This window comes from candidate division KSB1 bacterium (assembly GCA_024655945.1).
In the GTDB taxonomy this organism is placed as follows: Bacteria; Zhuqueibacterota; Zhuqueibacteria; order JANLFK01; family Oleimicrobiaceae; genus Oleimicrobium.
The window spans coordinates 37,512-49,345 of the sequence record JANLFK010000019.1; the positions used below are offsets into that span (position 1 = coordinate 37,512).

13 protein-coding genes and 1 pseudogene are annotated in these 11,834 nt (G+C 63.0%); 10 read left to right on the forward strand and 4 right to left on the reverse strand.

The window, feature by feature from the left end; genetic code table 11:
* Nucleotides 1-2: 2 nt before the first annotated feature.
* The 4 genes from NUW13_15935 to NUW13_15950 form a co-directional block, all read right to left on the reverse strand.
* Nucleotides 3-569, reverse strand: a complete 567-nt coding sequence (locus NUW13_15935; GenBank protein ID MCR4440499.1) for a thymidine kinase — start codon at nt 567-569, stop codon at nt 3-5.
* 5 nt (nt 570-574) lie between these two features.
* Nucleotides 575-1,231, reverse strand: a complete 657-nt coding sequence (gene udk / locus NUW13_15940) for a uridine kinase (GenBank protein ID MCR4440500.1) — start codon at nt 1,229-1,231, stop codon at nt 575-577.
* Between the two features lie 3 nt (nt 1,232-1,234).
* A complete protein-coding gene (locus tag NUW13_15945; protein ID MCR4440501.1) occupies nt 1,235-1,648 on the reverse strand; it encodes a cytidine deaminase in 414 nt (137 codons plus the stop codon).
* Between the two features lie 116 nt (nt 1,649-1,764).
* Nucleotides 1,765-2,187: a single-stranded DNA-binding protein gene (locus tag NUW13_15950; protein MCR4440502.1), complete on the reverse strand. Its 423-nt coding sequence runs from the start codon at nt 2,185-2,187 to the stop codon at nt 1,765-1,767.
* A gap of 347 nt (nt 2,188-2,534) precedes the next feature.
* Here NUW13_15950 and NUW13_15955 point away from each other — a divergent pair, with 347 nt between their 5' ends.
* From NUW13_15955 to NUW13_16000, 10 genes and pseudogenes are all read left to right on the forward strand, one after another.
* On the forward strand, nt 2,535-2,999 hold the full coding sequence (locus tag NUW13_15955) for a YbaK/EbsC family protein (protein ID MCR4440503.1): 465 nt from the start codon (nt 2,535-2,537) through the stop codon (nt 2,997-2,999).
* 175 nt (nt 3,000-3,174) lie between these two features.
* Entirely contained in the window at nt 3,175-3,750 is a 576-nt protein-coding gene (locus tag NUW13_15960) for an NYN domain-containing protein (GenBank protein MCR4440504.1), read from the forward strand.
* 45 nt (nt 3,751-3,795) lie between these two features.
* Nucleotides 3,796-4,848, forward strand: coding sequence for a hypothetical protein (locus tag NUW13_15965; GenBank protein ID MCR4440505.1), 1,053 nt, complete (start codon nt 3,796-3,798; stop codon nt 4,846-4,848).
* Between the two features lie 25 nt (nt 4,849-4,873).
* On the forward strand, nt 4,874-5,944 hold the full coding sequence (locus NUW13_15970) for a hypothetical protein (GenBank protein MCR4440506.1): 1,071 nt from the start codon (nt 4,874-4,876) through the stop codon (nt 5,942-5,944).
* Nucleotides 5,945-6,166: 222 nt separating this feature from the next.
* On the forward strand, nt 6,167-7,330 hold the full coding sequence (locus NUW13_15975) for an aminotransferase class V-fold PLP-dependent enzyme (GenBank protein MCR4440507.1): 1,164 nt from the start codon (nt 6,167-6,169) through the stop codon (nt 7,328-7,330).
* Nucleotides 7,327-7,551 carry a DUF3343 domain-containing protein gene (locus tag NUW13_15980; protein MCR4440508.1) on the forward strand — a complete coding sequence of 75 codons (225 nt, stop codon included), beginning with the start codon at nt 7,327-7,329 and terminating at the stop codon, nt 7,549-7,551. The genes NUW13_15975 and NUW13_15980 overlap by 4 nt, the downstream gene beginning before the upstream one ends.
* Before the next feature lie 29 nt (nt 7,552-7,580).
* Nucleotides 7,581-8,171 carry a sulfurtransferase-like selenium metabolism protein YedF gene (gene yedF / locus NUW13_15985; protein MCR4440509.1) on the forward strand — a complete coding sequence of 197 codons (591 nt, stop codon included), beginning with the start codon at nt 7,581-7,583 and terminating at the stop codon, nt 8,169-8,171.
* Nucleotides 8,172-8,186: 15 nt separating this feature from the next.
* A complete protein-coding gene (gene selD / locus NUW13_15990; protein ID MCR4440510.1) occupies nt 8,187-9,233 on the forward strand; it encodes a selenide, water dikinase SelD in 1,047 nt (348 codons plus the stop codon).
* Nucleotides 9,234-9,352: 119 nt separating this feature from the next.
* Entirely contained in the window at nt 9,353-9,715 is a 363-nt protein-coding gene (locus NUW13_15995; GenBank protein MCR4440511.1) for a hypothetical protein, read from the forward strand.
* A 45-nt stretch (nt 9,716-9,760) separates the two neighbouring features.
* Nucleotides 9,761-11,719, forward strand: a pseudogene (locus NUW13_16000) (sialate O-acetylesterase).
* Nucleotides 11,720-11,834: the final 115 nt, after the last annotated feature.

Genomic DNA, 11,834 nt, shown 5'->3' on the forward strand with positions numbered 1-11,834 from the left:
CTTCATTCCTCCTGCGGCGGTTCGAAGCAATGCCGGCACCGCGCCTCGTACACGTCTTCAGCGCCCACCAGGACCCGCTCCTTCGCCTTGGTGATGCGCTGCGTGCGGTTGGCCGGGTTGCCGCACTTGACGCAAATGGCCAGCGTCTTGGTAATGTACTCGGCCACGGCCAGCAGCTGCGGAATAGGCTCAAAGGGTTTACCCCGATAGTCCTGATCGAGGCCTGCCACAATCACCCGCTTGCCCTGCGCTGCCAGCGTCTCGCAGACCGCCACCAATTCCTCGTCAAAGAACTGCGCCTCGTCGATGCCCACCACCTGCGCGTGTGCCGACTTTTCCAGAATCTCGCTGGCGCTGGCCACCGCAGTGGAGGGGATGCGCTGCTCGTCATGGGAGACGATGTGGTCACTCGAGTAGCGGTCGTCGATGCGCGGCTTGAAGATGGCGACCCGCTGGCGGGCGATCTGCGCTCGCCTGATGCGGCGAATCAGCTCTTCGGTCTTGCCGCTGAACATGGGACCGCAGATGACCTCAAGCCAACCAACGTTGCGCGGGGCGATGGTGAGCATGGTGGCTACTCCTGCTTAACTAAGGCTCTTCTGCTGGCAAGCTCTTGTTCGATGCGCCGCACCAGCGCCTGGAAACCGTCCAGGTCCTCGCCGCAACCGTCAATTACCAAATCGGCGAACTGCCGGGACGGTTCCACATAGGCCTGGTGCATTGGGCGCACTGATTGGGCAAACTGCACCCGCACCGATTCCTCCGTGCGCCCACGTGTGGCAATGTCACGAGCCAGGCGGCGCTGAAAGCGCACCTCCTCCGGTGCTTCCACAAAGACGCGGATGTCGCACAGAGCGCGCAGGCGAGAATCGTGCAAAACGAGAATCCCCTCCACCAGTATCACTTCGGCGGGCGACAGCGACACGGTCTCCGGCCGCCGCGTGTGGAGGGCAAAGTCATAAACCGGCCTCTGGATGGTGTTCCCCCGGATGAGCTCCGGCAAATGGCGAACGAGCAGCGCAAAGTCGATGGCTTCGGGATGGTCGAAATTGCGCTGTGCGCGCTCGGCAACAGGCATGGTGCTCAAGTCGGCGTAGTACCAATCCTGCTCCACGCGCACGCAGCGCTCTTTCCCCAGCCGCTCCATGAGGCGGCGCACCAAATACCCCTTGCCCGACCCCGAGCCGCCGGCAATCCCCACCACCACCGGTCTGTGCACCGGGCCTGTCATCGTTCACCTCTCATGCAAGAAGTGGTTGTCGAAGGCCTCGGGGAAGAGGTCACGCAGCTTGTAGTGCTTGCGTCGGCCGGAGCGCGTCGCTAAGATGACCTCCAAGCGCGGAGCATAGTCCCATAGGAGCTGTCTGCAGGCGCCACAGGGCGGGCAAAAGTCGTCGAGGTCGGTGACAATCGCGATGCTCACCAATTCGCGGCGCCCTTCCGAGATGGCCTTGCCTAAGGCCACGCGCTCGGCGCAGAGCGTGAGTCCGTAGCTGCTGGATTCCACGTTGCAGCCGGTGTAGATGGTGCCGTCGGCGGCCAAGAGGGCAGCCCCCACGGCAAAGCCTGAGTAGGGGGTTACCGCCCGTTCCTTGGCTTCTGTCGCCCGGGCGATGAGTTCATCCACTGCTGCTTTCTTCCTACGCACGGCGGTAGCTCTTTGGTAGATGCGGCTCAATAGCAAGAATCCGAGACCGACTGATCCCGGATTCTTGCTCTCCGCCCATCGACACGCACGGCGGTGCGCCAACTTGCTGCACGACCTTAGAAGGGGAGGTCATCACCTTCGGGTGGCGGCGCCCCGATGTCGGTAACATCAGCCGGCGGCAATTCCGGCGCTGCCTCCGCCTCCCTCCTGCCGAGAATCTGCATGTTGAGGCCGACGATGTCGGTGGCAAACCGCTTCACTCCGTCCTTGTCCTCCCAGGAGCGGGTCTGCAAGCGCCCTTCCACGTACACCTGCATCCCCTTCTTCAAGTACTGGCCCGCCACCTCGGCCAACTTGCGCCAGAGCACGACGCGATGCCACTCTGTCCGTTCCTGAGTGTTGCCCTCGTTGTCCTTCCAGACCTCGTTGGTGGCCACCCGCAGGTTGGCCACGGCCGCGCCACTGGGGGTGTAGCGCAGTTCGGGATCGGCCCCTAAGTGCCCGATCAGGATGACCTTGTTTACACCTCGTGATGCCATGGCGGGATCCCTTTCCTCTTGGGTTACTGGTATCACGCCAACTGACCCACTCCCTCCCCGTGAACTGTAGTCAATCATAAGAAAAAAAGCTCTAAGAGTCAAGCTCTTTTTTGCGTGACCAGGCAGAAAGCCTGCCGACGACCCCACTTGCTCTTTGTCCCTCGGAGCACATTCCGCTTGATTGTTTCCCCGCTTTTTCCTATAATTTAGTTGTTTTGACACCCGAGGTCAAGGACGGGCCTTTGCAGGAGAGGCATAAATCTTCGGGGTCACGTGGAACGACGCGCACTGCACCTCCGCGTGGTTTGGCCACCAAGGGGCGACGTTCAGTCGCCGAGGAGGGTCGCATGCCGGTCAGAACGCTGAAAGAGTTCCTCGACCGTAACAAGGTCAAGTACACCACCATCAACCACTCCACGGCCTACACGGCGCAGGAAATAGCCGCGGCAGCGCACGTGCCCGGCAAGGAGCTGGCCAAGACGGTGGTAGTCAAGATCGACGGCAAAATGGCTCTGGCGGTGCTGCCAGCCTCGCGACGCATCGACTTTGCGCGCTTGCAGCAGCTGGCCGGGGCGAAAAAGGTCGAACTCGCCTCTGAGCAGGAGTTCAAGGAACTATTCCCCGAGTGCGAGGTCGGGGCGATGCCGCCCTTCGGCAACCTCTACGGGATAGAGGTCTATGCCGCGCAAGAACTGGCCGAAGACGAGCAGATCGCCTTCAATGCCGGCTCGCATACCCAGTTGATCAAGCTGGCCTACAAGGACTTTGAGCGATTGGTGCAGCCGAAGATCGGCCAGTTCGCCGGTCCGTAGGCAACAAGAGTCGACAGGGGGAACAGGCCTGCGCAGGACCCTTTCTTGCCGCAAGGCTTCGGGTAGTCGCAGGCAGAATCCGTTTTGCGCGTTCCATGGTTAAGTTGGACGGTAGGACAAAGCAGGGGGGGACCGCCAAGGCGCAAGGTGGGGGCAGAAGAGGAAGTGGAGGTACATGAAGCGAGTAGGCGTGTTTATCGACATTCAGAACATCTACATGACCACCAAAGCGAGGTTTCAGCAGGGCAAGATCAACTTTCGTGTACTCCGTGATTTCTTCACCCACGACCACACCGTCACCACCTTCACGGCGTTTACCTGTTTCGATCCGGAAAATGGCAGGCAGCGCGACTTTTTCAACCTGCTTGGGCTCATTGGCTATCGCGTGGTAGCCAAGCCCATCAAGCGGCTTCCCGACGGCTCGACCAAGGCCACCATGGACCTCGAGATGGCCGTAGAGAGCCTCAGCCAGGCGCCTCGTCTGGATGAGATTATCCTGGTCACCGGCGACGGCGATTTTGTCGCGTTGGTGAACCATCTCTGCGCCATGGGCAAGGTGGTGAAGGTGGTCGGGCCTGACCAACTCACCTCGCCGGAGCTCATTCAGGCGTGCCACGAGTTCATGAACCTGCACCAGATCGAAGGCATCCTCGACGTGGAGAGCCACGCCGAGCGACGGCAGGCGGAGCACGCGCCCCTCGAGACCGCCGACGACCTCCTCACCGCAGGCCAGGCCGTGCGGGAAGAGTGAGGGCAGCCAAGACAGGCATCCGCTGCGACTGCACAGAGACTGTTCGTGAGCAAAGACCCGCCCGCAACAAGTCGTCGCGCGATGACCTCGCGCGAGAGGGCAAAGATTATCTTCAGCGGTAATGAAGCCGACCGCACTGGCTTCTGGTTAGGAAAGCCCCACGAACAGACCTGGCCCATCTATCTGCGCGCCTTCGGCTGTGAGGACGAGGAGAGCGTGCGCCGCCTCTTGGGCGATGACTTTCGCTGGATCTGCTTTCAGTACACCTGCTACCGCCATCCGCAAGGGAAACCCATCTTTGACACTCGCCCCCGCGATCGAGGGCTCGCTGCCGCCGGGGTGTTTGCCGACTGCGAAGACCCGGCCGATGTAGCATCATTCCCCTGGCCGGACCCGGACCTGCTTGATCTTGACGAGTGGCTGTGGGCCTTGGAGAACGCCGGCGAGGTCTACCGGGCCAGCGGCTTCTGGTGCCCGTTCTTCCACGACGTGGCTGCTTTCTTCGGGATGGAGAACTACTTCGTCAAGATGTACACCCATCCGGAGGTGGTGCACGCGGTCACCCGCCGGGTGGTGGATTTCTATTTGGAGGCCAACCGCCGGCTGTACGCGCGTGCGGGCGAACTGATCGACGGCTTGTTTTTCGGCAACGACTTTGGCTCGCAGCTGGACCTCTTGTTCTCCCCTGCTCAGTTCCAGGAATTCGTCCTGCCCTACATGCGAGAACTGGTGTGCCAGGCCAAAGGGTACGGCTACCAGGTGATTCTCCACTCCTGCGGATCCGTCTACAAGGTCTTGCCCAACATAGTGGAGCTTGGCATCAACGCCTTGCACCCGCTGCAGGCGCGCGCCGCCAACATGGATGCCGAGACGCTATCCAAGACCGTCGGCGGGAGGATCGCCTTTTTGGGCGGGGTGGACACGCAGCAGTTGCTGGTGCACGGCACGCCTGAGCAGGTGAGAGCCGAGGTACATCGTCTCAAGCGGGTATTGGGCCCCTGTCTGGTGGTGAGTCCAAGCCACGAGGCGCTCCTCCCCAACGTTCCCCCGGAGAATGTCCTGGCCATGGCCCAAGCAGCCACTGAACCAGCCCAATAGAGGGAGATGCGTGGTGCCTCGTGCAATGAGCCCCAAAGAGCGCGTGCTCACCGCCCTGGCCCATCAAGAGCCTGATAGGGTGCCTATCAACTTTGCCGCCAATCCCGGCGTGCAGGCGCGCCTCATGCAGCACTTTGGCCTGGCCCACGACGACTGGCCGCATCTGCGCGCCGCCTTAGGCGTTGACTTCCAATGGGTCTGGGCCTCGTACATCGGCCCGCGACTCCATCCTGAGGTGCCAGAGCGCCATGTGGATCCGGAGTGGGGCACGCACACGCGCTTGGTGGAACATCCGGCTGGCGGCTACTGGGACTTTTGCGATTTTCCCCTGCGCGCTGCCGACGAGGAAGAAGTGGCGCGCTGGCCGATGCCCTCCTCGGACGACTATGACTACGCGCAGGTGCTCGCGCAGTGTCGCCAGAACAAGGAGTTTTGCCTTTACGCGGGCGGTCCTGGGCTGGGCGACATCATCAACAGCACCACCATGCTGCGCGGCATGGAGCAAGCGCTCATCGACTTGGCCACCGACGATCCAGCCGGCATGCTGCTCATCGACCGGCGCCTGGAGGTACAGCTGGAAGTCACCCGGCGCACGCTGGAAGCGGCCCGTGGTGAGATCGACTTCTTATGGATCGGGGAAGACTTGGGCGGGCAGAATGGCCCGCTGATCAGCGTGGAGCTATTCCGCAAGCAGATTCGCCCGCGACTGCAGCGTTTTGTGGAGCTTGCCCGCGCCTTTGACCTTCCGGTGATGATCCACTCCTGCGGCTCCAGTAGCTGGGCCTTCCCCGAGTTCATCGCCATGGGCATCGCCGCCGTGGATACTTTGCAGCCGGAGGCCAAGGATATGTCCCCCGAGTACCTCAAGGCGCGTTTCGGCAAGGAGCTGGCTTTCCATGGAGCAATCTCCACTGCCGGCCCTGTTGCCCACGGCTCCGTGCAGGAAGTAATCGCCTACTGTCGCCACGTCCTGGAAGTCATGATGCCCGGCGGCGGCTACTGCTTTGCGCCCGCCCATCAACTGCAGGACAACACGCCGACGCAGAACGTGCTGGCCATGTACCAGACCGCCCTCACGGATGGCCGCTACCGCTGAAACTGCATCGCTCACCCCCAAAAAAAACCTGCTTGATTGTCTGACCCGAGTTTGCTACAATACGGCAGTGCTATGGTCGCACACAAGGACCGCTGCCCGTGGGTCCGCGTTCGCATGCCTCACCATTGGACCTCTCGGGCAAAGCTGCCTCCGCCGCCTGGAGCCGCATGCGAGGCAGCGCGTACATAGGCTCTTGCCTGCTGACCGGTTAAAGGTGCAAGGGTGTCCGAGTACCTCTACCTGGACAATGCGGCAACCACCTGGCCGAAGCCGCCGGCCGTGCGTCAGGCCATGGTGCAATTCATGGACAAAGTCGGGGCCAATCCGGGCAGGTCAGGCCACCGGATGTCACTGGCCGCGGCACGGCTGCTCTATCGCGGCCGCGAAGAGATTGCCGCCCTGGTGGGGTGCGACGACCCTCTACGTGTCGTCTTTTGCGCCAACGCCACCGCCGCGCTGAATTTGGCGCTGCACGGCCTGCTCAACCCGGGCGACCACGTGGTATGCACGAGCATGGAGCACAACTCTGTGATGCGACCTTTGCGCGTCTTAGAGCAAGGTGGCGTGTTGCTGACTGTGGTGCAGTGCTCGGTCACCGGGGAGTTGACGTGCGCCGCCGTCGAGCAGGCCATTACCCCGCGCACCCGGCTGATCGTGGCCACGCACGCCTCCAACGCGGTGGGCACACTGCTTCCTGTGGATGAGCTCGCCCAACTGGCTACAAAGCGCAACGTCCTCCTCCTGGTTGACGCCGCTCAGACGCTCGGTGCCATCCCCCTGGATCTGCGGCAGACGCCAATTGATCTATTGGCATTCACCGGGCACAAGGCGCTGTTTGGGCCCATGGGCACCGGGGGCCTGGTTATCGGTCCGCGCGTGCCGCTGTCGGCACTGAAGCCGCTTCTGCAGGGCGGCACCGGCAGCCGGTCCGAGGAGGAGGAGCAGCCAGACTTTCTGCCGGACAAGTACGAAAGTGGCACGCCGAACGTCGTGGGCGTAGCCGGACTTGCCGCCGGGGTACGTTGGCTGCGCCGTCAGGGGGTGGAGACAATCCGCGCGCGAGAAGAGAAACTCACGGCGCATCTGCTCTCGGGCCTCAAGAATGTTGCGGGCGTCACCATCTACGGGCCGGACAGTGCCGCGCGCCGCGCACCAGTGGTGCTGTTCAACGTTGAGGGTAAAGACCCCGCCGTTGTTGCCCAGCGTCTGGACCGGCAGTATGGCATCATGTGCCGCCCTGGGCTGCATTGCGCCCCGCGTGCGCACAGGACCATCGGCACCTTTCCGCAGGGGGCAGTGCGCTTCAGCCTGAGCGCCTTCACCACCCGCCGGCAGATCGAACGCGCAGTGCAGGCCGTCGCGCGCATCGCTGGGGGAAAGCGATGAAGGAGCGCTATGCTATCCTGCTGGTCCCGTCTATCTCCCACGCCACGCGGGCGGAGGGCGTATTGAAGGCACATGGCCTGCGCTGCAAACTCATCCCCGTGCCAAGGGAGGTGAGCTCCGACTGCGGTGTTTGCGTGCGGGTGGCAAGGAGCGATTGCGCCCGCGCCACTCAGCTCCTTGCAGAGGCAGGGGTTACCGTCACGAGCAGACATGACATCTGACATTGGGCAAAAACATGAGGAAAAGTCGCATGAGCCGCATCGTTGATGCACGAGGACTTGCCTGTCCGCAACCGGTCATCCTGACCAGGAAGGCCCTGCAGGAATCTGACGAGCTGGTGGTCATCGTCGACAACGAGACTTCGCGCCAGAATGTGAGCCGCATGGCCGAAAAGTCAGGGTACACGGTGCAGAGCGAGACCCGCCCGGATGGCATCTACCTGCACATCACCAAGGGCGGACAGCTGGAGGCGCCCGCTAAGGCAGCCGCGGCCAAACCAGCGCAAGGCCCGCTTGTGCTGGCCATCTCCCAGGATCGCATGGGCCACGGCGACCAAGAACTCGGCAGCATCCTGATAGGTAGCTTCTTCCACACCTTGAACGAGATGCACCCTCTGCCGCAGACCATCATTTTCTTCAACAGCGGGGTCTACCTGGTGGTGGAGGGCTCACCGGTTCTGCAAGACCTGCAGGCCTTGCAGGCGCAAGGGGTGCAGATACTCGCTTGCGGCACCTGCTTGGGCCACTTTGGCCTGAAGGAGAAGGTCGCAGTGGGCGAAGTGTCCAACATGTACACCATCGCCGAGACCCTGTTGGGCGCAGGCAAGGTGGTGAACTTGTAGCCAAGGAAGCTGACCATGAGCACGAAGGTGCGGTTGACCGCCCTGACCTCGGCGGCCGGCTGAGCGGCCAAGACGGGTCCCCAGACCCTGGCGCAGGTGCTGCGCCCTCTGCAGGAGCGCTTCAGAAGCGCCGACCACCCTCAGCTTCTGGTGGGGCTGGAGCTGAGCGACGACGCCGCCGTCTACCAGCTCACCCCGGAGGTGGCGGTCATCCTCACGGTGGACTATTTCACGCCCATCGTGGACGACCCGTATGACTATGGCGCCATCGCCGCCGCCAATGCGCTGAGCGACGTCTACGCCATGGGGGGCGAAGTGACCCTGGCCCTCAACGTCTGCTGTTTTCCCCCTGATCTGCCGGCAGAGGTGGTCACTGAGATTCTCAAGGGCGGAGCCGATAAAGTGGCCGAAGCGGGGGCAGTCATCGCCGGCGGCCACACGGTGGACGACAAGGAGCCGAAATACGGACTTGCCGTGCTCGGACTGGTCCATCCGAAGCGCATCCTCAGCAAGGCCGGCGTCCGACCAGGCGACGTGCTCTGTCTCACCAAGCGACTCGGCGTTGGCATGGTGACCACCGCCGCAAAAGGGGACGTCGCCGACCCCGCGCACATAGCCTTAGCCGTGGCACAAATGAAGCTCCTCAACCGCACTGCTGTGCGCATCGCCGTGCGTGCTGGCGCCCATGCCTGTACCGACGTAACTGGGTTCTCGCTCCTTGGCCATGCGTGTGAGATGGCCGAAAAGAGCCGCGTACGGCTCCGCTTCTCTCTGCAGGCACTCCCCTTCCTCGACGGCGCCAGGCAATATGCTGAGGCGTGGCTCTTCCCGGGGGGCTCCTGTCGCAACCGGGATTGCTATGGGCCGCAGGTGACCTTTGCGTCTGGCATCGCCGAAGAGACTCAGCTGCTCCTTTTCACGCCGGAGACGTCCGGGGGGCTGCTGGTCGCGGTGCCGCACGAGCAGGCAGAGGAGTTGGCGCGAATGTGCCACGAGCACGGCCAAGACTGCTGGCAAGTCGGGGAGGTGGTCCAAGGGGCCGGCGTCGAGGTGGCGGGCTAAAGGCGCGGGCCAATCCAGCAGCAAAGCGGGCCCACCACCCCCTGGAACTGGCCTGGTCGGCGCTCTGGCTTCGGAGCATTCGTACAATCGGATAGCGAAAAATGTGCGGAGGAACAGCCATGAAAAGAATCACGCGCTGCCTCATGGTTGCCGCCTTAGCGACGGCAATCGGAACTGTTTCCCTCTTAGCTGCCGAGTTGACCATCCGCTCGGGCCTGGCAGACTACCAGGCCTATCAACGTGACAGCGACGGCAATGCTTCTGTGTCATTTGCCGGAACAGTTGCCGATGGGGCGACCGGCAGAGTGGAGTGTATGGTGATTGCCCAGCGCTCAGGGGCAACGCTCCGCGACTGGGAGGAGGTAGGCGCCTGCCGTCGCGGACAGGTAGAAGGCACGATAAGGTCACTTCCGACCGGCGGCCCGTATGCCATCCTCCTGCGCGTGGTGGCCCCGAGTGGCAAGGTCATAGCCGGCGCCTAGGTACGCCACGTGTTGGTCGGCGACCTGTAGCTCCTCGCCGGGCAGTCGAACATGCAGGGGATCGGCGACCTGCGCGAGGCTGAGGACCCCAGCATTTCGGTGAACTGCTACGGCTTTGACGAAAAGTGGGGCATCGCTGCTGATCCGTTGCACTGGCTTTTGGACTCGCCGGACCCGGTGCACCACGGCGGGCGTACGCCCTCCGAGCTTGCCAAGGCGCGCGCCGCTGCCAAGCGCGACGCACAGACGGGCGCTGGCCTGGGCTTGCCATTTGCCAAAGAGCTGGTGGCCCGCACCGGCGTGCCCATCGGTTTGGTGCCTTGCGCCCATGGAGGCACCTCCATGGAGCAGTGGGACCCTGCCAAACGCGATCAGGGTGGTGCCTCCCTCTACGGCTCCATGTACCGGCGCTTCAAGGCAGTGGGCCGCAAGCTGCGGGGCGTGCCGTGCTATCAAGGGGAGTCGGATGCAAATCAGACTGCCGCCCGCCTGTTCCGCGAGCGATTCCTGGCCTTTGTGGCCGCGGTGCGCCGCGATTTTGGCAACCCAGAGCTCCCCTTTTACTACGTGCAACTGGGACGGTACGTGACCGCCAACGAGAACCCCTATTGGAATGTCGTCCGCGAGGAGCAAAGGCTCTGTGCAGTTCAACTCACGCACGCCGGCATGGTGGCCAGCATTGACCTGCCCCTTGATGACCCCATCCACGTCAGCACTGCCGGGCACAAGCGCCTGGGCAGACGTCTGGCCCTCCTGGTGCTGCGCGATCTGTTTGGATGTCGCGACATCTGGCCCGGACTCCAACTGGCGGACATTTCCATCGTGCCCTTCCGCTACCCCTGCTACCGATTGCACTTTGTGGGAGCAAATGGTCGACTGTGCCGCTCCACCCCGCCTATGGGCTTTTCCATCCGGAGCTCTGAGGGGGAGGACCTGCGCCTCATCTACAAATTGGAGGCATCGTCCTCAGAACCCTCTATTGACCTGTACTTGCGGCAGGCGCGGCCACCGGACGCCTACCTGTGGTACGGGTGGGGCCTCGACCCGCACTGCACGGTGACCGACGAGCTCGACATGGCACTGCCCGCGTTCGGGCCAGTAGAGCTGAGCCAGGTTACCCTGGAGACCCTTGTCAAGCGGGCGGAAGTCTCTCCCGCCGACCCTTCGCTTGCGGCCATGCTGCCCCAGGTAGTGAGCCTGGCCCGCAACGACAAACAGCGCATCCACCCCCTGGTACAGGCTGTGGTAAAAGCCTCCCCGCCGGAGCTGCGGCTTGTCAGGCAGCCCTTTGTCTTTGCACTCGGCGATCTCTCCGCCTGGGACCTCTACCTTGCCCAGGCGCGTTCCGCCTCCCTTGCCCGCCGTAAGGAGCTGGCCAGGACCTGGACCACCAGTGCCCACTTTCCTGGTCTTTCTTGCCGGTTCACCACCAAGTGGCAGGTGGTGGGGCCATTCGACAATGGCGACGATGCAGGTCTTGACCGCCCCTACGGCCCAGAACGTAGCTCCTACGAGGACGGTCTCGGTGGAACCGTGGCGTGGCAGCCGGCCGAAGCCAACCGCGAAGGCTTCTTGGACCTGACTGCCTGTTTTGCGGTCAAGGAGAACGCGGTGGCCTATGCCTTTGCGGAAGTGCAAGCCACCGAGGAGCTGGAAACGCTGCTCCTTTTGGGGAGCGACGATGGCGTGGCCCTATCGGTAAACGGCGAACTTGTGCACAGGGAGCATGTCCACCGGGCAGCCGCGCCGGCGCAGGACCTGTTCGTGGTGCGGCTCAGACGCGGGGTGAACATGGTCTTGGCCAAAGTGGAACAGGCCGGGGGGATTGGGGGCTTTACCTGCACCTGGTGGACCCTCGCGCCGCGCTGCGCTATGAGTAACCGCGGGCGGGGAGAAGGCTGTTCGTGCGGCAGTCGCGTGGCGATCTCTGGCCCTCTGCGCACCCACAGGCGGCTTCATGCGGTGGTCGCGGCGGCTGCTTCCCGGGCACCTCCGGGAGGTTGATCCGCCAGGCCTACTTGACCGCATGGGCTTTCTCCGAGCCGCTACAACCTCCCGGAGGTTGCCCGCGAAAAAAAAGTCCTTGACAGCGGCCCCTTTTTTTTATCTTTAAATGAGA

Excerpts from the sequence above, each read along its gene's own strand:
- udk (MCR4440500.1), bottom strand. The coding sequence starts at position 1,231 with ATGACAGGCCCGGTGCACAGACCGGTGGTGGTGGGGATTGCCGGCGGC.
- NUW13_15955 (MCR4440503.1), top strand. The coding sequence starts at position 2,535 with ATGCCGGTCAGAACGCTGAAAGAGTTCCTCGACCGTAACAAGGTCAAG.
- NUW13_15960 (MCR4440504.1), top strand. The coding sequence starts at position 3,175 with ATGAAGCGAGTAGGCGTGTTTATCGACATTCAGAACATCTACATGACC.
- yedF (MCR4440509.1), top strand. The coding sequence starts at position 7,581 with ATGAGCCGCATCGTTGATGCACGAGGACTTGCCTGTCCGCAACCGGTC.
- NUW13_15995 (MCR4440511.1), top strand. The coding sequence starts at position 9,353 with ATGAAAAGAATCACGCGCTGCCTCATGGTTGCCGCCTTAGCGACGGCA.
- NUW13_15950 (MCR4440502.1), bottom strand. The coding sequence starts at position 2,187 with ATGGCATCACGAGGTGTAAACAAGGTCATCCTGATCGGGCACTTAGGG.
- NUW13_15935 (MCR4440499.1), bottom strand. The coding sequence starts at position 569 with ATGCTCACCATCGCCCCGCGCAACGTTGGTTGGCTTGAGGTCATCTGC.
- NUW13_15970 (MCR4440506.1), top strand. The coding sequence starts at position 4,874 with ATGAGCCCCAAAGAGCGCGTGCTCACCGCCCTGGCCCATCAAGAGCCT.
- NUW13_15980 (MCR4440508.1), top strand. The coding sequence starts at position 7,327 with ATGAAGGAGCGCTATGCTATCCTGCTGGTCCCGTCTATCTCCCACGCC.